21 protein-coding genes are annotated in these 24833 nt (G+C 64.2%); 15 read left to right on the plus strand and 6 right to left on the minus strand.

The genetic code is table 11. The features are described from left to right. Nucleotides 1-73 precede the first annotated feature (73 nt). Together ACT4OC_RS00360 and ACT4OC_RS00365 are read left to right on the plus strand one after the other, a co-directional pair. A complete protein-coding gene (locus ACT4OC_RS00360) occupies nucleotides 74-2200 on the plus strand; it encodes an acetate--CoA ligase family protein (RefSeq protein ID WP_444837103.1) in 2127 nt (708 codons plus the stop codon). A 143-nt stretch (nucleotides 2201-2343) separates the two neighbouring features. Continuing rightward, a complete protein-coding gene (locus ACT4OC_RS00365) occupies nucleotides 2344-3174 on the plus strand; it encodes an IclR family transcriptional regulator (protein ID WP_444837104.1) in 831 nt (276 codons plus the stop codon). Between the two features lie 15 nt (nucleotides 3175-3189). Here ACT4OC_RS00365 and ACT4OC_RS00370 read toward each other — a convergent pair whose 3' ends face one another. After that, a complete protein-coding gene (locus ACT4OC_RS00370) occupies nucleotides 3190-5028 on the minus strand; it encodes a tetratricopeptide repeat protein (RefSeq protein ID WP_444837105.1) in 1839 nt (612 codons plus the stop codon). A 226-nt stretch (nucleotides 5029-5254) separates the two neighbouring features. Here ACT4OC_RS00370 and ACT4OC_RS00375 point away from each other — a divergent pair, with 226 nt between their 5' ends. The 8 genes from ACT4OC_RS00375 to ACT4OC_RS00410 all read left to right on the plus strand — a co-directional run bounded on the left by ACT4OC_RS00375 (nucleotide 5255) and on the right by ACT4OC_RS00410 (nucleotide 13989). Next, complete coding sequence (locus ACT4OC_RS00375; protein ID WP_444837106.1) at nucleotides 5255-6223, plus strand: Bug family tripartite tricarboxylate transporter substrate binding protein; 969 nt, start codon at nucleotides 5255-5257, stop codon at nucleotides 6221-6223. Further along, nucleotides 6220-6717 carry a tripartite tricarboxylate transporter TctB family protein gene (locus ACT4OC_RS00380; RefSeq protein WP_444837107.1) on the plus strand — a complete coding sequence of 166 codons (498 nt, stop codon included), beginning with the start codon at nucleotides 6220-6222 and terminating at the stop codon, nucleotides 6715-6717. The genes ACT4OC_RS00375 and ACT4OC_RS00380 overlap by 4 nt, the downstream gene beginning before the upstream one ends. 29 nt (nucleotides 6718-6746) lie before the next feature. Then, nucleotides 6747-8216, plus strand: coding sequence for a tripartite tricarboxylate transporter permease (locus tag ACT4OC_RS00385; RefSeq protein WP_444837147.1), 1470 nt, complete (start codon nucleotides 6747-6749; stop codon nucleotides 8214-8216). A gap of 248 nt (nucleotides 8217-8464) precedes the next feature. After that, nucleotides 8465-9685: an SMP-30/gluconolactonase/LRE family protein gene (locus ACT4OC_RS00390; RefSeq protein WP_444837108.1), complete on the plus strand. Its 1221-nt coding sequence runs from the start codon at nucleotides 8465-8467 to the stop codon at nucleotides 9683-9685. A gap of 199 nt (nucleotides 9686-9884) precedes the next feature. Then, nucleotides 9885-11672, plus strand: coding sequence for a glyoxylate carboligase (gene gcl / locus ACT4OC_RS00395; RefSeq protein ID WP_444837109.1), 1788 nt, complete (start codon nucleotides 9885-9887; stop codon nucleotides 11670-11672). 34 nt (nucleotides 11673-11706) lie between these two features. Further along, nucleotides 11707-12492: a hydroxypyruvate isomerase gene (gene hyi, locus ACT4OC_RS00400; RefSeq protein ID WP_444837110.1), complete on the plus strand. Its 786-nt coding sequence runs from the start codon at nucleotides 11707-11709 to the stop codon at nucleotides 12490-12492. A gap of 9 nt (nucleotides 12493-12501) precedes the next feature. Further along, nucleotides 12502-13389, plus strand: a complete 888-nt coding sequence (locus tag ACT4OC_RS00405) for a 2-hydroxy-3-oxopropionate reductase (RefSeq protein WP_444837148.1) — start codon at nucleotides 12502-12504, stop codon at nucleotides 13387-13389. A 213-nt stretch (nucleotides 13390-13602) separates the two neighbouring features. Further along, nucleotides 13603-13989 carry a DUF1236 domain-containing protein gene (locus ACT4OC_RS00410; RefSeq protein ID WP_444837149.1) on the plus strand — a complete coding sequence of 129 codons (387 nt, stop codon included), beginning with the start codon at nucleotides 13603-13605 and terminating at the stop codon, nucleotides 13987-13989. A 53-nt stretch (nucleotides 13990-14042) separates the two neighbouring features. Here the strand turns inward: ACT4OC_RS00410 and ACT4OC_RS00415 are convergent, their stop codons facing one another. From ACT4OC_RS00415 to ACT4OC_RS00425, 3 genes are all read right to left on the minus strand, one after another. Then, entirely contained in the window at nucleotides 14043-14396 is a 354-nt protein-coding gene (locus ACT4OC_RS00415) for a VanZ family protein (RefSeq protein WP_444837111.1), read from the minus strand. A gap of 84 nt (nucleotides 14397-14480) precedes the next feature. Then, nucleotides 14481-15086 (minus strand): thiamine pyrophosphate-dependent enzyme, encoded by a 606-nt coding sequence (locus ACT4OC_RS00420; RefSeq protein WP_444837112.1) that lies wholly within the window; start codon nucleotides 15084-15086, stop codon nucleotides 14481-14483. 8 nt (nucleotides 15087-15094) lie between these two features. After that, on the minus strand, nucleotides 15095-15628 hold the full coding sequence (locus tag ACT4OC_RS00425) for a thiamine pyrophosphate-binding protein (protein ID WP_444837113.1): 534 nt from the start codon (nucleotides 15626-15628) through the stop codon (nucleotides 15095-15097). Nucleotides 15629-15810: 182 nt separating this feature from the next. Here ACT4OC_RS00425 and ACT4OC_RS00430 point away from each other — a divergent pair, with 182 nt between their 5' ends. Next, nucleotides 15811-16860, plus strand: a complete 1050-nt coding sequence (locus ACT4OC_RS00430; RefSeq protein ID WP_444837114.1) for a hydroxyacid dehydrogenase — start codon at nucleotides 15811-15813, stop codon at nucleotides 16858-16860. A gap of 29 nt (nucleotides 16861-16889) precedes the next feature. On the opposite strand, the gene ACT4OC_RS00435 is transcribed toward ACT4OC_RS00430, so the two are convergent. Both ACT4OC_RS00435 and ACT4OC_RS00440 read right to left on the minus strand, forming a co-directional pair. Next, nucleotides 16890-17513, minus strand: a complete 624-nt coding sequence (locus ACT4OC_RS00435; protein WP_444837115.1) for a LuxR C-terminal-related transcriptional regulator — start codon at nucleotides 17511-17513, stop codon at nucleotides 16890-16892. A 481-nt stretch (nucleotides 17514-17994) separates the two neighbouring features. Next, nucleotides 17995-18522 (minus strand): hypothetical protein, encoded by a 528-nt coding sequence (locus ACT4OC_RS00440; RefSeq protein WP_444837116.1) that lies wholly within the window; start codon nucleotides 18520-18522, stop codon nucleotides 17995-17997. Nucleotides 18523-18665: 143 nt separating this feature from the next. Between ACT4OC_RS00440 and ACT4OC_RS00445 the strand changes: the two genes are divergently transcribed. The 4 genes from ACT4OC_RS00445 (at nucleotide 18666) to ACT4OC_RS00460 (ending at nucleotide 24829) form a co-directional block, all read left to right on the plus strand. Beyond that, complete coding sequence (locus ACT4OC_RS00445; protein ID WP_444837117.1) at nucleotides 18666-19238, plus strand: hypothetical protein; 573 nt, start codon at nucleotides 18666-18668, stop codon at nucleotides 19236-19238. A 517-nt stretch (nucleotides 19239-19755) separates the two neighbouring features. Further along, complete coding sequence (locus ACT4OC_RS00450; protein ID WP_444837118.1) at nucleotides 19756-20535, plus strand: hypothetical protein; 780 nt, start codon at nucleotides 19756-19758, stop codon at nucleotides 20533-20535. Nucleotides 20536-20657: 122 nt separating this feature from the next. Beyond that, nucleotides 20658-22577, plus strand: a complete 1920-nt coding sequence (locus ACT4OC_RS00455; RefSeq protein ID WP_444837119.1) for a hypothetical protein — start codon at nucleotides 20658-20660, stop codon at nucleotides 22575-22577. A gap of 362 nt (nucleotides 22578-22939) precedes the next feature. Then, the gene (locus ACT4OC_RS00460) at nucleotides 22940-24829 is read left to right on the plus strand and encodes a type I secretion system permease/ATPase (RefSeq protein ID WP_444837120.1); all 1890 of its coding nucleotides are present in this window, start codon (nucleotides 22940-22942) and stop codon (nucleotides 24827-24829) included. Nucleotides 24830-24833: the final 4 nt, after the last annotated feature.

Here is a 24833-nt window from a genome sequence, read left to right on the forward strand (position 1 = left end):
GCAGCGCCAGGAGGAAGCCCAGATGTCAAATGCCAAGGAAGCCACCGCCAGAGTGCTCCAGGAGGAACCCCCGATGTCGAACAAAGACGCCGTCCGCAAAGTGCTTGACGCGGTCAAAGCGGAAAAGCGCGCCAGCCTGACTGCGCCCGAGGGCAAGCTGGTCTGCGACGCCTACGGCATTCCGGTTCCAAAGGAGGGCGTGGCGAAGTCGGCCACGGAGGCCGGCAAGCTCGCCAGCGGCATGGGCTTCCCGGTCGTGATGAAGATCGTCTCCCCGGACATTCTCCACAAGACGGAGGCCGGCGGCGTGGTGGTCGGCGTGAAGACGGCAGAGGACGCCCAGAAGACCTACGACGCGATCCTGGCCAATGCGAAGAAGTACGAGGCCGACGCCAGGATCGAAGGCGTGCAAGTGCAGCAGATGCTGGCCGGCGGCACCGAGGTCATCGTCGGCTCCATCACCGACGGCTCGTTCGGCAAGCTGGTCGCCTTCGGGCTCGGCGGCGTGCTGGTCGAGGTGTTGAAGGACATCACCTTCCGCCTGGCGCCCGCCACCAGGGAAGATGCGCTATCGATGCTCGACGGCATCCAGGCCCATGACATGCTGAAGGGCGTGCGCGGCGGCGATCCTGTCAACCGCGACGCGCTTGCCGACGTCATCGTCAAGGTCTCGCAGCTGGTCAGCGATTTCCCCGAAATCGTCGAGCTCGACCTCAATCCAGTCTTTGCGACCAAGAAGGACGCGATCGCCGCCGACGTGCGCATCGTCGTCGATTTCGACTACAAGCCGCGCCCGGCGCCGCGGCCGACCGAGGAAATCGTCGCGGCGATGAACCGCATCATGCAGCCGAAGGCGGTCGCCGTGATCGGCGCCTCCGCCGAGGACGGCAAGATCGGCAATTCCGTGATGAAGAACCTGATCAACGGCGGCTACAAGGGCGAGATCTACCCGATCCATCCGAAGGCTGCCGACATCCTGGGCTACAAGGCCTACAAGAGCGTCAAGGACGTGCCCGGTGTGATCGACACCGCGGTGTTTGCCATCCCCGCCAAGTTCGTCGCGGGTGCGCTAGCGGAATGCGGCGAGAAGAAAATTCCCGGCGCCGTGCTGATTCCGTCGGGCTTCGCCGAAGCCGGCGCCCCCGAATTGCAGGCCGAGATCGTCGAGGTCGGCAAGAAGTACAACGTCCGCCTGATGGGCCCGAACATCTACGGCTTCTACTATACGTGGTCCAACCTCTGCGCCACCTTCTGCACCGCCTACGACGTCAAGGGCCATGCGGCACTGTCGTCGCAGTCGGGCGGCATCGGCATGGCGATCATCGGCTTCTCGCGCTCGGCCAAGATGGGCGTCTCCGCCATCGTCGGCCTCGGCAACAAGTCGGACATCGACGAGGACGACCTGCTCGCCTTCTTCGAGCAGGATCCGAACACCAACCTGATCGCGCAGCACTGCGAAGACCTCAAGGACGGCCGCGCCTTCGCGGAAGCCGCCAAGCGCGTCGCCAGGAAGAAGCCGGTGATCGTGCTGAAGGCGGGCCGCACCTCGGCGGGTGCCAAGGCTGCGTCCTCGCATACCGGCGCGCTCGCCGGCAACGACAGGATTTACGAGGACGTGTTCAAGCAGTCCGGCGTGATCCGCGCACGCTCGCTCCGGCAATTGCTGGAGTTCGCCCGCGGCGTTCCGGTGCTGCCGACGCCGAAGGGCGAGAACGTGCTGATCATCACCGGTGCCGGCGGCTCGGGCGTGCTGCTGTCGGACTCCTGTGTCGACAACGGCCTGTCGCTGATGGCGATGCCGCCGGATCTCGATGCCGCGTTCCGCAAGTTCATTCCGCCGTTCGGTGCCGCCGGCAACCCCGTCGACATCACCGGCGGCGAGCCGCCGATCACCTACATCAACACCGTGAAGCTCGGCCTGTCCGACGATCGCATCCATTCGCTGATCCTCGGCTACTGGCACACCATCGTCACCCCGCCGATGGTGTTCGCCCGCAACATGGTCGAGGTGAAGAAGGAGATGGAGGCCAAGGGCTTCGTGAAGCCGATCGTGGCCTCGCTTGCCGGCGACGTCGAGGTCGAGGAGGCCGCCGAATATCTCTACCAGAACGGCATCCCGGCCTATGCCTACTCGACCGAGCTGCCGGTCGAGGTGCTCGGCGCCAAGTACAAGTGGGCGCGCGGCGCGGGCCTGCTGTAGGACCCAGCCGTCATTGCGAGCGCAGCGAAGCAATCCATCTAACCGCTTGAGGAAGCTGGATTGCTTCGTCGCTTCGCTCCTCGCAATGACGGTCACTTGGAGACGCAGAGGAGGCTCATCACGCGTCAGCAACGAGATAGGCCGTGATCCGACGCAAGGCCACCAGCGTGAAAGAGGCGGACGAGCCTGACGTCAGGGATGGCGGCGTGCAGTCGGTCGATCGCGCGCTTTCGATCCTCGAGACGCTGGCCGAGGACGATGAGGGCTATCGCCTCAGCGACCTCGCGGTCCGCACCGGCCTTTCGACCTCGACTGCGCACCGCCTGCTGGCGACGCTGGAGAAGCGCCGCTTCGTGCAGTTCGACCGCACCGAATCGAAATGGCACATCGGCGCGCACAGCTTTTCCGTCGGCGCGACCTTCGCCCGCCGCCGCAATTTTTCCGCGCAGGCGATGCCGTATCTGCGCAAGCTGCGCGATCAGACGCGCGAAACCGCCAACCTCGCCGTGGTCGACGATGAATCCATCATCGTGCTGATCCGCGCCGAAAGCCGCGAGATCATGCGCTCGCTCACCAAGGTCGGCGGCCGGGTGGCGATGGTCGCCTCCGGGGTCGGTAAGGCGGTGCTGGCGACTTATGCCGACGAGGACGTCAACGCCATCATCCGCCATCACGGCATGCCGCGGCTCACCGAGAAATCCATCGTGCGGCCTTCCGACCTGTTTCGCGAGCTCGAGAAGGTGCGCGGCCAGGGTTTTGCCGTCGACGACGAGGAAGCCTGCATGGGCCTGCGCTGCATCGCTGCCGTGGTCTACAACGATTGCAGCGAGCCGCTGGCGGCGATTTCCGTCTCCGGCATGACCAGTCGCGTCACCGACGACCGCCTGCCGCTGCTGGGCCGGCTCGTGCGCGACGTCGCAACCGAGCTGACGCTTGCGCTCGGCGGCGTGCTGCCGCCGGCGCAGCGCGCGTGAGGCGCGTCGGTCGCGCTACAGATTCGAAATCTGCAGCAGCTTGCGGTCGCCGAGCCAGGTCTTCGCAAGGTTAGCCTCGGCCTTGCGCGCCGCCCTGGTCTCGCCGCGCGCCTTGTGCAGCTCCGCGAGGCCGTAATAGGACCAGGCGTTCGCCGGCGCCTTGCGCAGCGCGAGCTCGAATTGCTGCTTGGCCTCGCCATAGCGACCGGCCTGCAGCAGGGCCGCGGCCAGCGACTGCCGGATCGGATAGTACCAATAAGGCGGCTCGGTGTAGGGCAGGGCATCTTGCAGCGCCGCCGCACGCTCGAACTGTGCGACGGCCGCGCGCTTGTCGCCTTTGGCCTGCGCCACGCGGGCCAGGATCACGGTGCGTGCGATGCGAAGCACTTCCTGCGCCGGGACGTTGGATTCCTTCAACAGCTTGAAGTCCGAATCGCGCTCCAGCTTCCCGATCGCATCGGCCGCTGCCGTTGCGCCTGCGAAGTCGCGGGTCGACGCCATCGCAACGCCGCGCGCGTAGAGCCACAGACCCTTGACGTAAGGGATCGCATCGCCCGGATCCGGCAAGGCCAGGATGGTCTGCGGCGTGCTGAACTGCGCATGCGCGAAGTAGGGCGCAGCCTTGACCGGCTGCACCATGGCGATGCCGCGGGCGGCCTCGTCGGGAATCAGCTTGCCCAGCTTTTCCGCCGCGGCGATCACGGTCGGGCCGTCGCCGGCCATCTGCGCCGACGCCATCACGAAGTGCACGTTGTGCGGATAATAGCCCATCCGGTAGACGCCCATCGGCGCATTGGCCTCCGTGAGGTACTTTTCATCGACCTCGACCGCGGTCTTGTTGTCCTTCAACGCGTCGAGATAGCGGCCGACCCGGTAGTAGATGTGGCTCGGCATGTGCACGAGATGGCCGGCGCCGGGGATGGCGTTGCGCAAGCGGTCGGCATAGGGCTCGGCGCGCTTGGGCCGATCGGATGCCTCGACGGCGTGGATGTAGAAGTGGATCGCGCCGGGATGGTCGGGACTGCGCGCCAGCACGCGCTCCAGCGTCGGCACGATCGGTGCGCTCTGCGGGTTCGGCTCGCGGCCCCCCGGCTTCCAGTAATCCCAGGGGCTGAGATCCATCACCGCTTCGGCATAGAGCGTGACGATCTCGTCGTCGGCGGGAAATTGCGCCGCGGCCTTGGCCATTTCGGCAGCGTAGGCCTTGTCCAGTGGCGCGCGCTCGGCCTTTGGGTCGTTGCTGTAACGTACGGCGAGCGCGCCGATCAGCGCCTGCTCGCGCGGGATCGCGTTGCCGGCCAGCGCCTTTGCTTTCTGCGCGGCGGTATAGGCGGGCGCGACCGCATCCTCCTGCATCGGCAGATTGATGTTGGGCCCGAGCACGTACGCCTCGCCCCAGAAGCACATGGCGCATTCGGGATCGAGCTTCTGCGCCTTGCGGAACGCGCGTTGCGCTTCGCCATGGTTGAACGCGTAGGCGAGGCGCAGACCCTGGTCGAAATAGGCCTGTGCCTTGTCGTTCGCGGTCGTGATCTTGTAGGCGACGGAGCCGAGGCCGCTCCATAGCGGCGGCTCGGTGTCCGCGAATGCGGGTGCGGGACTGGCGGCGCTCATCTCGGCGCGCGGCACTTCGGTCTGCGCCAGGCGGAGCATCATCCTTGCAGGGCCGCCGGCGGCCGCCGCGCCGCAGAGCGTGATCGCGGGATCGGCGAGGGATATGTCCGCGGCGGCGGTAGCGCCCGCATCTGCGAAACTGGCGATGCTGCCTGCGAGTTGCGTTGCCAGTGCCGTGCCTGCCAAGGCTGCAGCACCCGCGGAAACCAGCAGCCCGTGTGATCGTCTGGAAGTGGCCATGTCGTAACTCCATCGTTGGACGCGGACGGCCACCCCGATGCGCAACGTCGCGACGTCATTCATGCTGGTGACGCCGGCACTCACCTGCCAGCCACAAGATTGTGAGCTGCGACGTCGGATGCGGGATTTGGCAAGCATCTGGACAGCGGCGGGCTTTTTGGATGTTATGCGGTCAAATGACGCAGGCGCCGTCAGGGTTAGCCGCGTCCCCCCGGGAGAAAGCCCAATGATTCCATCCTGCAGGCGCCTGATTGGCGCCGTCGTCGCGTTTACCGTTGCGGCCGCCGGCCCGGCGCTCGCGCAGCAACTCGAGCTCAAGGTGATGGCGCCGGCGGCCCCTGGCGGTGGATGGGATCAGACTGCGCGGTCGATGCAGCAGGCGCTCGTCGCCGCCAAGATTGCGCGCAGCGTCCAGGTCACCAATGTTCCCGGCGCCGGCGGCAGCGTCGGAATCGCGCAATTCGTCAACGGCGCCAAGGGCGACGGCAACCAGCTGATGGTCAATGGCTTCGTCATGGTCGGCGCGCTCGCCATGAACAAGTCGCCGGTGACGCTCGATCAGGTGACGCCGATCGCGCGGCTGACCGAGGAGATTCAGGTGATCGTCGTGCCGGCGAGCTCGCCGATCAAGACCGCGCAGGATCTGGCCGCAGCCGTCAAGGCCGACATCGCCAAGGTCACCTTTGCCGGCGGTTCAGCGGGAGGCGTCGACCATGTGATGGCGGCACTGTTCGCGGGCGCGGTCGGCGCCGACCCGAAGAAGGTCAACTACATTCCGTTCTCCGGCGGCGGCGAGTCACTGGCCGCGATCCTCGGCGCCAAGGTCACCGCGGGCATTTCCGGGCTCAGCGAATACGAAGGGCAGATCAAGTCCGGCAAGCTGCGCGCGATCGGCGTGACCTCGGAGAAGCGGATACCGGGCGTCGATATTCCGACCTTCAGGGAGCAGGGCATCGATCTCGTGCTCGCCAACTGGCGCTCGGTGGTCGCACCTCCGGGCATCACGGCCGAGCAGCGCAAGACGCTGAGCGATGCCGTGGAGAAGATGGTCAAGTCCGACGCATGGAAGGACATCCTCAAGCAGAAGGGCTGGGCGGACGCCTATCTCGGCGGTGACGCCTTCGCGGATTTCCTGAAGAAGGAGACGGTTCGCATCACCGACGTGCTGAAGTCGGTCGGTCTCGTCAAATCATGACGGATGGCCCATCGGGCGCTTCGCCGCCTCCGGCAGCGCCGGACGTCGATCGCGCCGGCCTCGTGATCGCGTTCCTGCTCGCGGCGCTGGCCGCCGTGCTGGTGTGGGACGCAAGCCGGCTGCCGGCCGGCGCAATGTACGGGGTGGGGCCCGGGGCGATGCCGATCGTCGTTGCCGTCGGGCTCGGGCTTCTCGCGATCGGCAATCTGATCGATGCGCTGCGCGGCAACCTGCCGCCGCGGGAGAGTGCCGATCCCAGGCCCGTGTTGTTGATCCTTGGCGGGCTTGCGCTGCTGATCGCCATCATCGGATCGGGCGGCGGCTTCATCCTGGCGACGTCGGCGCTGTTCGTCGCGACGTCGGCGGCGTTCGGGCGGCGTGCCGTTCTGAAAGACCTCGCCATTGCGATCGTGCTGACCAGCCTGATCTATCTCGCCTTCGACAAGCTGCTGACCTTGAGCCTTCCCGCCGGGCCGCTGGAGCGACTGCTGTGATCGAAACTTTCGCCGCACTGGCGCAAGGCATGGCGGTGGCGCTGCAGCCCATGAACCTGCTCTATGCGCTGATCGGCGTGTTTCTCGGAACGGCGGTCGGCGTGCTCCCCGGGATCGGTCCCGCGCTGACGGTCGCCTTGCTGCTGCCGGTGACCTACAAGCTCGATCCCGGCGGCTCGCTGATCATGTTCGCCGGCATCTACTATGGCGGCATGTACGGCGGATCGACCACCGCCATTCTCATCAACACGCCCGGCGAGAGCGCCTCGATGGCGACCGCGCTCGAGGGCAACAAGATGGCCAAGGCTGGCCGCGGCGGTCCGGCTCTGGCGACCGCGGCGATCGGCTCGTTCGTGGCGGGCACGATCGCCACAATCGGCCTTGCGTTCCTCGCGCCCTGGCTGGTCGACGTCGCGGTGAAATTCGGGCCCGAAGATTACTTCGCGTTGATGTGCGTTGCGTTCATCACGGTGTCGGCAACCTTCGGCGATTCGCCGATCCGCGGCCTGACCAGCCTGTTCATCGGGCTTTCGCTTGGGCTCGTCGGCATCGACAAGCTCACCGGCCAGGCCCGCCTCGCTTTCGGCATCCCCGAGCTGCTCGACGGCGTCGAGGTGACGACGCTCGCCGTCGGCCTGTTCGCCGTGGGGGAGGCGCTTTATGTCGCCTCGCGCCGTCACCACGCCGAGGAAAAGCTCGAGCCGGTGCGCGGCTCGCTCTGGATGACGAAGCAGGACTGGAAGCGCTCATGGCGAGCATGGCTGCGCGGCACCATGTTCGGCTTTCCGATCGGCGCGCTTCCGGCCGGCGGCGCAGAGATTCCGACCTTCCTGTCCTATTCCACCGAGAAGCGGCTGACCAAGCATCCCGAGGAATTCGGCAAGGGCGCCATCGAAGGCGTGGCGGGGCCGGAAGCCGCCAACAACGCCTCCGCCGCCGGCACGCTGGTTCCGTTGCTGACGCTGGGCCTGCCGACGTCCGCGACCGCCGCAATGATGCTGGCCGGCTTCCAGCAGTACGGCCTCAACCCCGGACCGCTGCTGTTCGCGGAGCGGCCCGATCTCGTTTGGGGCCTGATCGCCAGCCTGTTCATCGCCAACGCCATGCTGCTCGTGCTCAACCTGCCGCTGGTAGGCCTGTGGGTGAGGCTGCTGGCGATCCCGCAGCCGTGGCTGTATGCGGGTATCCTTGTGTTCGCGACGATGGGTACCATTGCCGCAAAACCGTCGGTGGTCGAGCTGTCGATGCTGGCGGGCTTTGGCGTGCTGGGTTTCCTGATGCGCCGGTTCGATTTCCCGATCGCGCCGGTCGTGGTCGGCCTCATCCTCGGGCCGATCGCAGAGAGCCAGCTTCGCCGCGCGCTGGCGATCAGCCTCGGCGATCCCATGACGCTGGTGCAAAGCCCGATCTCGGCCACGCTGCTCGCGGTTGCCCTGATCGCGCTGCTGGCGCCGTTCGTGCTGAAGGGATTGGGACGCTTCAAGGCGAGCGAAGACTAACTGTATCGAAGCCGGCGGCCATCGGCCCATTAGTGACGCCGCTGAATGATCGCGATCATTGTGTTGATCGCCGATCATTTGGCGCGATGGCGGGTTCGTCTCCGCGCACGCGACATTGCCTGCCATCTTGCTTGCACGATTCAGTCACAAGCTGATCTCATCGCCGCTCGCAACCGGTCGCGGACCGGATTGGGTTTGCGGCGGCCGGGCCGGGATCAACCGGCGGGCACATGCATTGGGAGGATGTGATGACACGCGAAGTGCGCGATCCCGAGTCAATGATTTCTCGACGAACGCTTGTCCAGGGCCTGGCCATCGCGGCCGGCGCCACAATTGCCGGTGCAGGCAGCGCGCTCGCCCAGGGCGGGCCGGCGGCACCGCCGTCCACCGTGACGACCCCGCCGCGCGATTTCAGCCCGCGCGGCGCACCGACCACCTATTTCTGGGATCCCGACATCATCGCGGTCGATCCGTCGTTCAACAACCTCGCTCAGCCGAACGCGCCGATCCAGCGCCTCTATACCGGAGTGCTGTGGGCCGAAGGTCCAGCCTGGAGCGCGCAGGGCCGATACCTCTTGTGGAGCGACATTCCCAATAATCGCCAGATGCGGTGGTCGGAGGATGACGGGCGCGTCAGCGTCTTCCGCACGCCGTCCAACAACTCCAACGGCAATTCGTTCGATTTCCAGGGCCGGCAGCTCTCCTGCGAGCATCTCACCCGTCGCGTGGTGCGCTACGAGCACGACGGCACCGCGACCGTGCTCGCAGATTCCTACAACGGCAAGAAGCTCAACTCGCCGAACGATGTCGTCGCCCATCCCGACGGCAGCTACTGGTTCACCGATCCGCCCTATGGCGGCCAGCTCTATGAAGGCGAGCCGGACATTGCCGGAGGTCCCAGCAATGCCGGCGGCAAGCTGAACCCACGGATCGGCCAGCCGGCCGGCTTCGCGCCGGGCAGGCGGGAGCTGCCGACCAACTGCTATCGCATCGATCCCTCCGGGCGGATCGATCTCGTGGTGACCGAGGAGCAGGTGCCAGATCCCAACGGCCTTTGCTTCTCGCCGGACTACAAGAAATTGTATGTCGCCAGCACCGGCAAGGGGCCGGGCGATACGGGGCCGGGCGGCAAGGGCGAAATCTTCGTGGCCGATGTCGGCACCGACAACAAGCTGTCGAACTTCAAGCGGTTCAGCGATTGCATGGTTGATGGCGTGAAGTGCGGCCCCGACGGGCTGCGCTGCGACGTCAACGGCAATCTCTGGGCATCCAGCAATGCCGGCCGCTCCGTCGGCTACAGCGGCGTGACGGTGTGGACCCCCGACGGCAAGCTGATCGGCCGCATCCGACTGCCCGAAGTCTGCGGCAACGTCTGCTTCGGCGGCCCCAAGCGCAACCGCCTGTTCATGGCCGCAAGCCAGTCGCTTTATGCCGTCTACACGGCGACACAAGGCGCAGGGCCAGGCTGAGCGGGTCGGCACAGGAGACGCCGGCCGATGCGCCGGCGTCTCTTGGTTCAATCCATTTCCCGCATTCTTCAAGCGGCTGATTTCGCTGACCTTTGCTAAACCCATCCCACGCTGCGGGAAATAAAATCGCGCTCGTTGAGATCGCTCCTTCCCGCCGCGATGATCGTCCTCGTCGGACATCATCAAGGGAAGCGGTGAAATGGCGAAGATGCGAGCTGTCGATGCTGCCGTGCGCATTCTGGAGAAGGAGGGCGTCTCCATCGCCTTCGGCGTTCCCGGCGCCGCGATCAATCCGCTCTACTCCGCGCTGAAGGCGAGGGGGAGCATCAACCACATCCTGGCACGCCATGTCGAAGGCGCTTCGCACATGGCGGAGGGATACACCCGCGCCAGGGCCGGCAACATCGGCGTGTGCATCGGCACCTCGGGGCCGGCCGGCACCGACATGATCACCGGGCTCTATTCGGCGATCGCCGATTCCATCCCGATCCTCTGCATCACCGGCCAGGCGCCGCGGGCGCGGCTCTACAAGGAGGACTTTCAGGCCATCGACATCGAGTCGATTGCAAAGCCCGTGACCAAGTGGGCCGTTACCGTGCGCGAGCCGGGGCTGGTGCCGCGCGTGTTCAGCCAGGCGTTTCATCTCATGCGTTCGGGACGGCCGGGGCCGGTGCTGATCGACCTGCCGCTCGACGTGCAACTCGCCGAGATCGAGTTCGACGACACGACCTATGCGCCGCTGCCGGTGTACAAGCCCGTCGCGACCCGCAAGCAGGTCGAGAAGGCGCTGGAGATGCTCAATGCCGCCGAGCGGCCGCTGATCGTCGCCGGCGGCGGCGTCATCAATGCCGATGCGTCGGATCTGCTGGTCGCCTTCGCCGAGACCGTCAACGTGCCCGTGGTGCCGACGCTGATGGGGTGGGGCGCCATCCCCGACGACCACGCGCTGATGGCGGGCATGGTGGGGCTGCAGACCAGCCACCGCTACGGCAACGCCACGATGCTGCAGTCCGACTTCGTGCTGGGGATCGGCAACCGCTGGGCCAACCGGCACACCGGCTCGATCGAGACCTACACCAAGGGCCGCAAGTTCGTGCATGTCGACATCGAGCCGACACAGATCGGCCGCGTGTTCAATCCCGATCTCGGCATCGTCTCCGATGCCAAGGCGGCGCTGGAATTGTTCGTCACCGTCGCCCGGGAATGGCGCAAGGCCGGCAAGTTGAAGGAGCGGCAGGCCTGGCCTGCGGCTTGCCAGGACCGCAAGCGCTCGATGCTGCGCCGGAGCAATTTCGACGACATCCCGATCAAGCCGCAGCGCGTCTACGCCGAGATGACCAAGGCGTTTTCCCGCGACACCTGCTTCGTCAGCGTGATCGGCCTCTCGCAGATCGCGGGCGCGCAATTCCTCGGCGTGTACAAGCCGCGCAACTGGATCAACGCGGGGCAGGCGGGCCCGCTCGGCTGGACGCTGCCGGCGGCGCTTGGCGTGCGCGCGGCCGATCCCGATCGCGAGATCGTCGCGCTGTCGGGCGACTACGACTTCCAGTTCCTGATCGAGGAGCTCGCGGTCGGCGCGCAGTTCAAGCTGCCCTACCTCCACGTGGTCGTGAACAATTCCTATCTCGGCCTGATCCGCCAGGCCCAGCGCGGCCTCGACATGGACTATCACGTCCAGCTCTCGTTCGAGAACATCAACGCGCCGGAGATCGGCGTCTACGGCGTCGACCACGTCGCGGTCGCGGAGGGGCTCGGCTGCAAGGCGATCCGCGTCACCGATCCGCACCAGGCGCAGGCGGCGTTCGCCACCGCACGGCAGTGGATGAAGGAATACCGGGTGCCTGTCGTGGTCGAGTTCATCCTCGAGCGCGTCACCAACATCGCGATGGGAACGGAGATCGACAACATCGTCGAGTTCGAGGAGATCCTCGATCTACCGCTCGACGAAGTGCCGGTCGCCCGCAGCGACGCACTGCAGCCGGCCTGAAGCCGGCCCATTCCGCAACACGGGGAAATCCATCGTGCCCAGATTTGCCGCCAATCTCACCATGCTGTTCGGCGAGATGCCGTTCATCGACCGCTTCGCCGCCGCGCGCGCCGCCGGATTCCGCGGCGTCGAATATCTCTTCCCTTACGATTTCGACAAGGCGGAGCTGCGCGAGCAGCTGACCCAGCACGGCCTGATGCAGGTGCTGCACAATCTGCCCGCCGGCAACTGGGCGGCCGGCGAACGCGGCATCGCCATCCGGCCCGACCGGGTCGAGGAGTTCCGCGACGGCGTGCATCGCGCCATCGAATACGCCAGGGCGCTCGACTGCAAGCAGCTGAATTGCCTCGTCGGCATCGCGCCCGCCGATGCCGACATGTTCGAGCTCAACGAAGTGCTGGTCTGCAACCTGCGCTACGCTGCCGGTGCGCTGTCGCAGGAGGGCATCAGGCTGCTGATCGAACCGATCAACACGATCGACATTCCCGGCTTCTTCCTGAATCGCACCGAGCAGGCGGCGCAGATCGTCGCCGACGTCGGCTCGCCCAATCTCTTCATCCAGTACGACATCTACCACATGCAGATCATGGAGGGCGACATCGCGCGCTCGCTGCAGAAGCACCTGGCGCGCATCGCTCATGTCCAGCTTGCCGACAATCCCGGCCGCAACGAGCCGGGAACGGGCGAGATCAACTATCCCTTCCTGTTCCGACACCTCGATGCGATCGGCTACCGTGGCTGGGTGGGATGCGAATACAAGCCGCGCACCACGACGGTCGACGGGCTCGGCTGGCATGCCGCACAGATCTTCGAAACCTAGGGAAGAGACATCATGAAAATCGGTTTCATCGGCCTCGGTACCATGGGGCGCCCGATGGCTGGCCATCTCCAGGCGGGGCAGCACAAGCTGTTCCTGCACGACATCACGCCGCTGCCGAAGGAGCTGATTGAAGGCGGCGCCGTCGCCTGCAAATCCGGCAGGGAAGTGGCGCAGCAGTCCGATGTCGTCATCGTCATGGTCCCGGACACGCCGCATGTCGAGGCGGTGCTGTTCGGCACTGAGGGCGTCGCCGCCGGACTATCCAAAGGCAAGATCGTGGTCGACATGAGCTCGATCTCGCCGCTGGCGACGAAGGAGTTTGCCGGCAAGATCGAGGCGCTCGGCGCCGACTATCTCGACGCACCGGTGTCCGGCGGCGAGGTGGGCGCGAAGGCTGCGAGCCTCACCATCATGGTCGGCGGGCCCGAGCGCGCTTTCAACGCCGTGAAGCCGGTATTCGACAAGATGGGCAAGAACGTCACCCACGTCGGCGCCAATGGCGACGGCCAGACCACCAAGGTCGCCAACCAGATCATCGTCGCGCTGACCATCCAGGCCGTCGGCGAAGCGCTGCTGTTCGCCTCGCGCGCCGGTGCGGACCCTGCGCTGGTGCGGCAGGCGCTGATGGGCGGCTTTGCCTCCTCGCGCATCCTCGAAGTACATGGCGAGCGGATGGTGAAGCGCAATTTCGCACCCGGCTTCCGCATCGAGCTGCACCAGAAGGATCTCAATCTCGCGCTGGAGGGCGCGCGCAGCCTCGGGCTGTCGCTGCCGAGCACCGCGCTGGCGCAGCAGATGTTCTCATCCTGTGCGGCGCATGGCGGCAAGGCCTGGGATCATTCCGCGCTGGTGCGGGCGCTCGAGATGATGGCGGATCACGAGGTCGCGAAGGCGTAAGGTCTCCCTGTGGCGCGGAAATCCCTTGCGTTTCCGCCACAACTCCCCCCGCGGGGCTTTGGCTCCGCGGGGATTTTTCCGACCCTCAATGTCAAGGCATTGTTCCGCGGAATATGAGACGCGCGTCGTGTTTGCAGAGTTCCGGGTCGAGGGAACCGGAACATCATGTTCCTCCGGTGGTTGAGAGATAGCTTTCAACCGCTGGAGGACATGATGAACAAACGTGTTGCTGTTTCGTTGATCGCCGCTTCGCTGCTGGCGTCCGGCTCGGCTTTCGCGCAATCCACGACGGTGCAAGGTGCGGAAGAGGGCGCGCGTGCTGGCGCTGAAGTCGGCGGGCCGATCGGCGGCATCGTCGGCGGCACCGTGGGCGCAGCCGTTGGCGCTGCCGTCGAGATTCCGAATGCCGTGATTACCTCAATCCCGCGCGGTGAGCGCTCCGTCGTCGTGCGTGAGCAGGTTGTGGTCGGCGAGCCGCTGCCGCCGAGCGTGGAGCTGCGCGTCGTGCCGAACCACACCGAATATCGCTATGCCGTGGTCAACGATCGCCGCGTGATCGTGGAGCCGCGCACGCGACGGGTGATCCGCGTTATCGACTGATAGCTGGTCTGTTGCGTGAAGTCCCTGTGCGGCCCGGCTGCGCAGGGACCTTCTTATGACGTCTGCGGGCGGGTGCGGCTGACGAGGAGATCGATGACTGCGGCGGCGGCGAGGCCGGCGCAGGCGGCCAGCGCATCGACCACGAAATCCGACAGTCGCGCGTGCCGCCCCGGCGCCCAGAACTGCATGATCTCGATCGCGCCGGACATCGCGACCGCAAGGATCGCGATCGGGATGCGGTTGGTCCGGTAGGCCAGCCCGAATGCGAGCCCCACCATCACAAAGGCGAGCGCGTGCTCGCCGTTCTGGCCGAGATGGAAATGCGGCCGGTAGCCCGGCGGACCGAGCGTCACGAAGGTGACGGCGGCGGCGAGGCCCCAGGCAAGCAGGCGAAGAAAACCGGTCATGCAGGCGGCATAACACGAATAGCGCAGCAGTATTCCGCAGATGCGAAATGCTCGCCGTATTTGGTTAACGCCGGGCGCGCCGGCTCACAGCGGCTGGCGCACCCCAAGCCCGTGCATGAAGCGTTCCCTGATCTGCACGGGGTCGCGACGGGTGGCGCCGCTTCCCGGCTTGTCGTCGATGCGCACGCCGATCAAGGTCGGCCCGTCGGTCACGAGGGACTGCTCGATCAGCCGCTCGAAATCCTCTTCATCCGCGGCCCACGAGCTGTTGGCGAGCCCGCTGGCAACGGCGATTGCGACGAGATCGGCCGTTGTCGCGCCCGGTGTCGGCTGCGAGCCGGTGATCTGGTAGATGCCGTTGTCCATGACGACCATTGTGAGATTCTGCGGCGCCAGCGTCGCGATCGTGGCGAGACAGCCGAGCTGCATCAGCAGCGAGCCGTCGCCCTCCAGCGCAATCACCCGCCGCTTCGGCTGCGCCAGCGCAACGCCAAGCGCGATCGGGAAGGCGAGGCCCATGCTGCCGAGCATGTAGAAATTCTGCGGGCGGTGGCCGGCGGCCCAGAGGTCGAAATTGGTGTTGCCGATGCCGCCGACCACGGCTTCCTCGTTCTTCAGTCTGGCCACCAGGCGCGAGGTGAGGTCGAAGCGGTTCATCACCTTGGTGTTGCGGGCAGGGGTCGTATTCATCGGCGCGCTCACTTGTCGAAGGTCTTGCCGCCGGTCAGCAGCGGCGACAGGATCAGCGCCACCGGCGCCTGGGTGGTGACGGCCTGCTTGATTGAGCGGTCGGCGATGAATTCGAACTCGTCGAGCCTCGTGCAGGTGTGGTGCTCCATCGCGAGCGAGTCCAGCACGGGCCGCATGGTGCGGCAGACCAGCGACTGGCCGAGATTGAACTCGCCGAGCGTGCCGCGCTCGGAGACGAACATGATCAGCGGGATCTGCGAGGGCACGACGAGGGAGGCCAGCACGTTGGCGAGCGTGGCAAAGCCCGAGGTCTGCATCAGCATGGCGCCGCGCATGCCGCCCATCCAGGCGCCGGCGATGATGCCGACCGCCTCTTCCTCGCGCGCGGTCGGAAAGACGTTGAAGAAGGGATCGCCGTGCAGGTTCTTGATCAGCGGCGTCAGCACGCGGTCCGGCACATAGGGCACCAGTCTTATGTCGTTGCGCTTGAGCGTCTGCAGCACGATCTCGTGCCAGCTCTGCGCGGTCTCCGCGGCCGCCATCGAAGTCTCCCTTGTCCCGCGACGTCTTGCGGCCGCGAGGATCGCGCCGTGAAACTTGACGCGGCGGACGGGATTGTCAACATGGCTGACGCGTTACCGTGATCTGCGTGGCGCGGCGGTGTCTTTTCCCGGCGGCGCATGGGATCAAGAAGTAACGAGCATTGGGGGAGCGGTTCAGGCAAATGTCGGTCAACAACAAGCGCGTCTTCTACGTCAAGTATCTCGCCCACGACATCTATGCCGAAATCATGAAGGGCCGGCCCGACGTGCGGCTCGACCGGCTGGAGAACGAGAGCCCGGCCGATGTCTTCACCCCGATCCTCGGCGCCGCGCATGCCTACCAGGTCGGCGCCGCGCGCGATGAGCTGGCGCGGCACTTTCACGTCGACCGGGATTTTCTGAAGCGGACGCCGAACCTCCTGATCGTCTCCTCCAACGGCGCGGGATTCGACCCCGTCGACGTTGCGGCCTGCACGGAGGCGGGCGTGCTGGTCGTCAATCAGTCCGGCGGCAACGCCAATTCCGTCGCCGAGCACGCCCTCGGCATGCTGCTGACGCTGTCGAAGCGTATCCTGGAATCCGACCGCGCGCTGCGGCGCGAGCGCAACGTCAACCGCAACGCGCTGATCGGCAACGAGGCCAGGGGCAAGACCATCGGCATTGTCGGGATCGGCAATGTCGGCCGCCGCATCGCCGAGCTCTGCAACGGCATGCTGCACATGAAGGTGGTCGCCTACGATCCCTATCTCACGGCAGAGGAGATCGCGGCGCGGGGCGGGGAGAAGGTCGAGCTCGACGATCTCTTGCGCCGCTCCGATTTCGTCTCGATCAGTTGCCCGCTCGATGCCGGCAGCCGCGGCATGATCGGCGCCGGGCAGTTCTCCCTGATGCAGCCGCACGCCTTCTTCATCACCACCGCGCGCGGCTTCATCCATGACGAGCGTGCGCTGTACGACGCGCTGAAGGAGAAGCGCATCGCCGGCGCCGGCCTCGACGTCTGGGACAAGGAGCCGCCGCCGCCGGAGCATCCGCTGCTGCAGTTCGACAACGTGCTGGCGAGCCCGCACACGGCGGGCGTCACCAGGGAAGCGCGGATCAACATGGGCCGCATCGCCGCCGAGCAGCTGCTCGATGCGCTCGACGGCAAGCGCCCGCCGCGGGTCATCAATTCCGAAGTGTGGCCGGACTACGCGAAGCGGTTCGCGGCGACGTTTGGCGTGACGCCGAAGTAGGGGGTTCTCGATCGCGCGCCGCGCGTTCTCTACGGCTCGGCTTCGCCTTCCGCTGCAGGCTTGATGCTCGCTTCCGGTCTCGGAGCGTCCTTGTGGCCTGCAAGAAAGTTTCCGGAGCGCACGGCGACCTCGGTCCGGTTCCGCGCGTTCAATTTCCTCATGATGTGGCGGAGATGAACCTTCACCGTGTGTTCGCTCATGTTCAGGTCGTAGGCAATTTGTTTGTTTGCCTTGCCGCTGCGGATCTCCTCTACGACTTCCAGCTGTCGATGGGTCAGTAGCGTACTGGTCCTCGTCCGTGCGGTCTCCTCGCCGTCCGGCACGATGCTGCTGGCGGGAATGAAGACTCCGCCGGCCTTGACCAGGCGCACGGCTTCGACGGCGACGTTGAAGCTCAAGCTCGTCGGGATGTAGCCGCGTACGCCGCTTTTCAGGACGCGAATGATATGGTTGAGGTCGTCAGCATCGGAGACGATCACCACCGGGATCGTCGCTGCGTTGGTCTCGAGAAAGTCGAGGTCGGCCGCACTCGATTCGTTGATGCCGTCGATCACGACGATGATCACCGCGGCATGGACCGCATTCGCTATTTCCGACGTCAGCCACTCCGCGACGCTGGAGAAGGAAAAGACGTCATGATCGACATAGGCCATCTCCAGACATTGCGCGAGGCAGTCACGGAAGACGGTCCGATCGTGGATGATGACGATGCCGGGTTTCTTCGATCCGTTCGACCTCGGCCCTTCATCGCCAGCTTCGGGAGCAAGCTCGTCGTCCGCATGTCCAATGCCGGGCGCCGGGTGCGAAGGCAATCTTCGCTGATCCTGGCCGTTAGTCGAAAGCCTCCCCAAATTCGAGGCCGTCTTAATGCGCGCACTCAAATGCAATTCAGTACGCATGACACAACTCCAAACTAAAGGGGTAGCTGCACTACCGCTTCTTGTTGTCGTCGCAACGCAATTTGATCTCCGGTCGGGTTATCCTAAGGTCAGAAGACAGTACTGCTTGTACTGCTTGTCCAAACTTTGCGCAATATGCTGCGAAAATTTGAAGGAATTCTGCGAAGTGTGGCCTGCTTGTGTCATTTTGGGGAACTCACGTCGTGTTCGCTATCGTATTAGCCGTGCGTGCCTTTTAGCCGTGCATGCCTTTGCGCAGAGAGGCGATATGCGCATCGAAAAATTGCGTCCACGCCGCTGTGACGTCCTCACGTTGCGCGAATGACGCAATCGTCTCATCTTCCGGTTCGTCCGACCACCTCTCCAGACCTGTCAGCCCGGCCCCCTCGTGAAGCATCCCGCTACCGAAGAAGGTAGCGCTGAACGCGGCCGCATTGCTGCATCCAAGCTCGAAATCCCTGTTGCGGTCGGTGCTCAACAGAAGCAACTGCTCGGCCATCAGGTCCGACGCCGATGCAGTGATGTCTTCCCATGCGCGGCACTGCACAATGCACAAGGAATTCCCGGAGATCCTGCTGCTTTCCAGCCTCGCAACGATGCTGATCAACATGACCAGGAAGCCGATGACGTACGGATCGGACCAGGCAATATCCGATATCCCGCCGAGCCGCTGACGACTGCCTTCCACGATCGGCGAGATCGTGGCGACGGCTGATCTGCGGGCTTTGCGTTTCCTTGAGAATTCCAATGCCCACTGCAACATAGCGGCACCTGCCGTGGTCTCCTCGAAGCTAGCGGATGCGTGCCCTGGCTTGCTCCCGGTTTCTCTCGATCATATATTCGAAGCAGCGCGCGCTCCAAGCAGCCAACGCCGGTGCGCGACACGCGCGTCCCGGGGCCGCTAGCATGGTGTCCAGCCGACTTCCGCCAAAGCCTGATTTTGATGCGATCGCAGCGTCGGCTCCGTCCACGGCGGACCGGCGCACGCAAATCCTGGCGCTGATCGGCAATCTCGTTTCGAGCTGGACCAACAACGAGAGCCTGTTCATCTACGTTCTCATGATCCTGTTGCGGACAACCCAGGAGTCGGCGGCGCTCACCTTCGCGACGCTCAACACGACGCGGGCGCGGCTCGACCTGATTCAGCGCCTGGCCAAGATCAAGATCACGGACAAGAACCTCGACAAGGCCCTTTCCAAGCTCATCGAGCGCTTCAACGAATCAACCGCGGTCCGCAACGAGTTCAATCACTGCATGTACATCGTCGATACGAACGGACAGATCACCCATACTCAATCGATGCGCATCGTTCAAACCAAAGAAAGCCTGCAGTTCGGCGAGATGAAGCCGATGGATGACGCGCGGTTGAAGAGCATGGTCAAGGCAACGAAGGACATGACGCGCATCAACCGCGAGATCTGGGAGTTCTTGCCCCGCCTGGAAGAACATTTGCTCTCAACCGAGAAGCGCCCCTCCTGAACGCTGTCTCCTGTGGTGACTTGTCCACCGGCAAGCCGGAATTTGGTGGACAACCGGCGCGTGTCAATCGAGTAGTGATTTTCGTAGTAGCTAAGATCAATATTAACGACACAGATGCAGCGATGCGGCCCTGCCAGAATGGATGCCCCCCCTCCCTCGAACGGCTGAATCTTGTTGGTCAGCATGCCTCGTTAGGCTTACTACTCGCGTTGCGAACGGGCCATGCCGGCCGATTGGGTGAGTTATCCCTACCCATTGGGTCATGCAAACGAGACGGTTCAAGCCAAGAAAATCCGTCGGACTAATGCTTAGGTTGAGCGCCGTCCCCGAATGTGCGGCTAGTCCGTCGTTTGCCCATGAGCAACCTTGACGATGCGGAGTCTCGCAAAAAATTGCGGGGGGATCGCAGCCGGGAAATCCGGCGTTCATCGCATCGTTAAGCATCGGTCATCGCAGACGTAGAAGATCAGCGGTTTCCGAAGCGGCGCGATGCTCCTTACCGAACAGGAGTACCGTCATGGGTTGGTGGGATAATCAGGAACAGGAACAGGAACAGGATCAAGACCAGAAGCAGGCGCAAGCAGAACTTCAAGCTCAGCTTCAGCTTCAGGGCCAGGGCCAGGGTCAGGGTCAGGGCCAGCTCCAGTTTGCCGTTCAGTCGCTCGAGTCCGAGAGCGACAACAAGAACAGCAACGAGAACGACAACGACAACAAGAACAGCAATGAGAACGAGATCGACAACAAGCTCGAGAACAGCGTCGACAACAAGGTCGACAACAAGGTCGACAACAAGGTCGACAATGATCTCGACAACTCGATCGAAAACGAGGTCGAGAACACGATCGAGAACGAGGTCGATGTCGACGTCGGCATCGACGTAGATCTCGACCTCAAGGCGGACGGCCTGAGCAGCCCGGTCATCGATCTTTCCGACCTCAGCGACGTCAAGGGCTCGGTCATCATGCCGGACGTGGTTTACCAGACCCTCAACGGCGATGGCAGCCAGTTCAACATCGATCAGGTCAACAACCTGATCGACCATGACGTCAATTTCTCCAGCCTGAAGGGCGGCGACTTCGACGCCGACATGAAGGCCTCGGGCGGCGACGTCGATGTCGACTCGAAGATCGACGACATCACCGGCGCGGCGGCGAGTGGCGTCACTGCGACCGCCGATGCAGCCAATACGCTGGACGCGTTCAACCAGACCATCACTCAGGGTGCAAACATCCAGTTCAACAGCGTCACCTTGAACGTGGCTGGAAACGATCTCACGGATAGCCACGATCTTGGCTAACGACTAATCGGCCCCGCGCGGCGTTTCGCCGCGCGGGTCTTTTCATGGCTCCCTCAAGAAAATCCTTCTTTCGAACGGCCCGTGCGCAAATTCGTGTTCGAGCCTAATCAGGGGAGGCTCAAATGATACCCGGCGGCGTTACCGAAACGATCTGGCATTTCATTGGCCATTTTCAGATTATTCACGACATTGCCCGCGATCGCCTCGACTACGATCAATCTTCATTCCTGAGGCAGCCGGAGGATTACACGACCCCGCGGCCCGAGTATGCCTTCAGCGCGAATCCCGACTATCTCGTCAGCCACGGGATCCCGATTGCCCCGCTGGCCCTGTTCGATGAAGCGTTTGCCGGGCGTATTCACCAGATCAGGCTGCGGTCGCCATCGCAGCCCGAACAGGAATTCGACGCGCACCTCGGCGGACTTGATCCTCCGCTTCGCTCCGGCGGAGGAGGCGGCGGTGGAGGCGGCAGCCTGGACCGCGAAGTATCGATCACCTATCAACCAGGCGGCCAGCAGACTCAGCTGGAGATCAATCAGTACAATCTTCTCTCGGACAACGATGTGTTTGTCCAGGGATGTGGTGCCGCGCCTGCCATCGATAGCAATATCGCACAGCTTGCCGAGCATGCGGAGGCCGTCCTCCAAGAAATGGCTGATGGCGCCAACAATGTGATTCCTACCGAGTGGTGGATGACCCAGAGCGGCGAGGGCGTCGTCGAATTCCTGAAGACCTACGACGGCGAACAGGACGGCACGCCGTCTGCCAACTCTGTCGAGCCGGGCTATTACCTGAACGGCGAGCTTCAAGCGCCGGCACCGGAAGCGCCGTTGCCGAAGCTGGAGCTTTACGAGAAGCCGGATTTCGGCAACGGCGTCGGGCAGTGGGCTGAAGCCGGAGCCAACACCAGCTTCAACGCAGCCCTGATCGTGGATCTCACCGAGTCGGGTCAGACCATGATCGTGATGGGCGATTATTTCAGCACCAACGCGATCTTCCAGACCAATTCGCTGATCGACCATGACGACGTTCAGGTCGCGGGCGGCACGGTGTCGGAACCCTCGACCGGCAACAACACAACCGACAACATCGCCGATTTCGTCGAGCATCCTGGCCTCTACTCGACAATTCCCGCGCACTTCGGCGGTTGGCAATGGCAGGTCGACGTGGTGAATGGCGACTACTACAGCATCCATACCATGACGCAAACCAACCTCCTGCTCGACAATGACGTCGTCGTTCAGACCGGTTCGGAGGCCCACTACGAGGCCGTCGCCGGTGCGAACGGGCAGGTCAACCTGGCGGAAGTGTTCAACGGGGACATCCACTACGATCTCATCATCGTGGCGGGCGCCTATCACGGCATGAACGTGATCTTCCAGAACAACATCCTGCTCGACAATGACGAGATACAGCAGGTGGCGGACGGCTCCGATTCATCCCACGCTGCTAGTTCCGGCGATAACCAGCTCATCAATGCGGCAACGATTGAACGCTTCGGCGAAGACAATTTCCTGCCGATGAACGACGACATCATGGCCATTGTCGCCGCGATCGCCAGTGGTGCGGCCAGCCTCGATCCCTCGTTAACTCAAATCCTGGCTGGACCGGACGGTGTCATCAACGTCCTGTATGTCACCGGAGACTATTACGACGTGAACGCGATCTGGCAGACCAACGTCACTTCCGACATCGACGTCATGCTGCAGCTTCTCGAGCCTTCCGCCAACCCAGCTTCGGCCAATCCGGATGACCCCGCAACCCAGTCGGTATCGACCGGGGGAAATAAGCTGATCAACGAGGCCGTCATCGTCGATGTCGCTGCGACCGACACATATGTGAACGGCGACGTCTATACCGACACCATTTTGATCCAGGCAAACCTGCTGCCGACCGGTCTCGACAATACCGTCAATGGAGATACCCAGACGCTAGTCACGGAGCTGGTCGCTTTCGTCGACGAGACCCAGACCGAAGCGCCAGCCACCCAGGCGGCGGCGGGCCCACCGCCCGACGATCCGATTGCGAACGTCCTGCACTAGGGAGCGGGGCAAAGATTGAAACGCGGCCGACAACAAGGCCGCAGGGCTCGTGAGGAGGAGGCTGTCGGATGGCGCGGGGCGAGGGCGAGATTGAGGATGCGCAAGACGTGTCGGAGCAGCCGACTGAACTGGATTTCGTCGACTTCCAGACGGCGAGAGTTCTTCCGTTTTCGGCAAGACAGGGCACAGAGGTCCGCCGTGAAGCTGCTCCGCCCCGTCCGCACTTGTCCGACCCACTGGGAATGAGCGCGCTCGTGGTCGAGCTTGAGCGGTCGGTCGCCGCAGCGGCGCAAGCCTCCGTGGCTAAATCTGAAGCCGGGCTGGAAACGAGATCCGAATCGCCCTCAACCCCCGAGCCAGCAATGTCGCCGCCCCCGCGAGCCGAGGCGCGGCCCCCATCGGCCCATGCCTCCGTTTCCAAAGGCTCGTCGTTGCCCGCCATAGCCAACGGACACGGCGGGGGCGGTGGTGCTCCGAATGGCGGCGGTGGCGGCGGAGGAGGAGGTGGCGGCGGCGCCCCGCCTCTGCATCGCAGATCCAGCGAGTCCGAGTTTCGCGACGTGCTCGGCAAGGGTCTTGCCGGCGTGCGGCGCAACCTTGTGACCGTCGGAATCTTCTCCGTCATGGTCAACCTGCTGGTGCTGGCGATTCCAGTCTACCTGTTCAACATGTCGGATCGCGTGTTGCAGAGCCGCAGCACCGACACGCTGGTGATGCTCACGATCATTGTTGCGGCTGCGATTGCAGCGCACGCACTCATGGACGTTATGCGCCGGCTCATCCTGATGCGCGTGGCTGTCGAGACCGAAGCGCGGCTCGGCGGGCCCGTGTTGAGCGCAGCCGCGAAGGCGGCGCAGGGCGGCTCTAGCCGGGAGTTCCAGACGCTTGCCGATCTGCAGCACCTGCGCGCCTTCATCACCGGTCCGGTTCTGCTTACGATGTTCGATGCGCCGGTGGCGCCGGTCTATTTCGCGGTCGTGTTCCTCATCCATCCCCAGCTCGGGCTGATCGTACTGGGGGCCGGCGTCGCTCTCATGGGAGTGGCGCTGCTCAACCAGAGGATCACGGCGATTCCGTTCACCAGGGCGAACGCCTACGGAACGCGAGCCAACCTTCAGGCCGAAGCTATGGCGCGCAATGCCCAGGTCATCAACGCCATGGGAATGATCCCGGAAGGCGTCATCTTCTGGGGCCGCGAGACAGTGGAATCGCTGAAGGCGCAGGTCGCCGGGCAGGATCTCAATATCATCATGACGGGCCTCTCCAAGTTCCTGCGGCTCGGTACCCAGATCACGATCCTCGCCTGGGGCGCGTACCTCGCGCTGGAAAATCAACTGACCAGCGGCATGATCATTGCCGCTTCGATCGTCGCGAGCCGCGGCCTGGCGCCGCTCGAGGGCACTATCGAAGGTTGGCGCAATTTCGTGCAGGCGCGCTCGGCCTATGGTCGGGTCAAGACCTTGCTGCAGAGCTCGCCGCTGAACCTGGACCGGTTGCGGCTGCCGCGCCCGCAGGGCCATCTCAGCGTCGAACGCGTGCTGTATGTTCCGCCGCCGAACAAGAAAGTCATCCTCAACGGCATCACCTTCCAGCTGCAGCCGGGTGAGTCGATGGCGATCGTCGGCGATTCCGGAACCGGCAAAACCATGCTGGCACGCATGCTGGTCGGCTCGATCATCCCCACGGCGGGCAATGTTCGCCTCGACATGATGGACCTGCGGAACTGGGATCCGCGGCAGTTCGGCGAGAACACGGGATATCTGCCCCAAGACGTCCAGCTCTTCCCGGCGTCAATCAAGGCCAACATCGCGCGGATGCGCGTCGATGCCCGCGACGAGGACATCTTCGATGCGGCCGAACTCGCCGACGTGCACGAGATGGTATCGAGCTTCGCGCAAGGCTATGAAACAATCGTCGGGATGGACGGCAGCCCGTTGTCAGGCGGCCAGCGGCAGCGGATCGGACTGGCGCGGGCGTTCTTTGGCAATCCCCGCCTGATGGTTCTCGACGAACCGAATTCCAACCTCGATGCCAATGGCGAGCGTGCGCTGGCGCGCGCGCTGCTTCGCGCCAAGGAAAGAAAGATCACCGTCGTCACCGTCACGCAGCGAGCGGCGCTGCTGCGCAGCGTGGACAAGATCATGATCATGCAAAACGGCGCGGTGCAGGCCTTCGGCAATCGCGACGAGATCATCCCGCTCATTACAGGCAGGAAGCCGGACGGCGGCGGGCCGCCTGTTCTCAATTCGTGAGGCT

The sequence above is a fragment of the Bradyrhizobium sp. genome (assembly GCF_052389815.1).
Taxonomy (GTDB): Bacteria; Pseudomonadota; Alphaproteobacteria; order Rhizobiales; family Xanthobacteraceae; genus Bradyrhizobium.

Coding starts and splice junctions, on each gene's coding strand:
- ACT4OC_RS00360 (WP_444837103.1), top strand. CDS start 74: ATGTCGAACAAAGACGCCGTCCGCAAAGTGCTTGACGCGGTCAAAGCG.
- ACT4OC_RS00370 (WP_444837105.1), bottom strand. CDS start 5,028: ATGGCCACTTCCAGACGATCACACGGGCTGCTGGTTTCCGCGGGTGCT.
- ACT4OC_RS00375 (WP_444837106.1), top strand. CDS start 5,255: ATGATTCCATCCTGCAGGCGCCTGATTGGCGCCGTCGTCGCGTTTACC.
- ACT4OC_RS00380 (WP_444837107.1), top strand. CDS start 6,220: ATGACGGATGGCCCATCGGGCGCTTCGCCGCCTCCGGCAGCGCCGGAC.
- ACT4OC_RS00385 (WP_444837147.1), top strand. CDS start 6,747: ATGGCGGTGGCGCTGCAGCCCATGAACCTGCTCTATGCGCTGATCGGC.
- ACT4OC_RS00390 (WP_444837108.1), top strand. CDS start 8,465: ATGACACGCGAAGTGCGCGATCCCGAGTCAATGATTTCTCGACGAACG.
- gcl (WP_444837109.1), top strand. CDS start 9,885: ATGGCGAAGATGCGAGCTGTCGATGCTGCCGTGCGCATTCTGGAGAAG.
- ACT4OC_RS00410 (WP_444837149.1), top strand. CDS start 13,603: ATGAACAAACGTGTTGCTGTTTCGTTGATCGCCGCTTCGCTGCTGGCG.
- ACT4OC_RS00415 (WP_444837111.1), bottom strand. CDS start 14,396: ATGACCGGTTTTCTTCGCCTGCTTGCCTGGGGCCTCGCCGCCGCCGTC.
- ACT4OC_RS00420 (WP_444837112.1), bottom strand. CDS start 15,086: ATGAATACGACCCCTGCCCGCAACACCAAGGTGATGAACCGCTTCGAC.
- ACT4OC_RS00425 (WP_444837113.1), bottom strand. CDS start 15,628: ATGGCGGCCGCGGAGACCGCGCAGAGCTGGCACGAGATCGTGCTGCAG.
- ACT4OC_RS00430 (WP_444837114.1), top strand. CDS start 15,811: ATGTCGGTCAACAACAAGCGCGTCTTCTACGTCAAGTATCTCGCCCAC.
- ACT4OC_RS00435 (WP_444837115.1), bottom strand. CDS start 17,513: ATGGCCTATGTCGATCATGACGTCTTTTCCTTCTCCAGCGTCGCGGAG.
- ACT4OC_RS00440 (WP_444837116.1), bottom strand. CDS start 18,522: ATGTTGCAGTGGGCATTGGAATTCTCAAGGAAACGCAAAGCCCGCAGA.
- ACT4OC_RS00445 (WP_444837117.1), top strand. CDS start 18,666: ATGGTGTCCAGCCGACTTCCGCCAAAGCCTGATTTTGATGCGATCGCA.
- ACT4OC_RS00450 (WP_444837118.1), top strand. CDS start 19,756: ATGGGTTGGTGGGATAATCAGGAACAGGAACAGGAACAGGATCAAGAC.
- ACT4OC_RS00455 (WP_444837119.1), top strand. CDS start 20,658: ATGATACCCGGCGGCGTTACCGAAACGATCTGGCATTTCATTGGCCAT.
- ACT4OC_RS00460 (WP_444837120.1), top strand. CDS start 22,940: ATGTCGCCGCCCCCGCGAGCCGAGGCGCGGCCCCCATCGGCCCATGCC.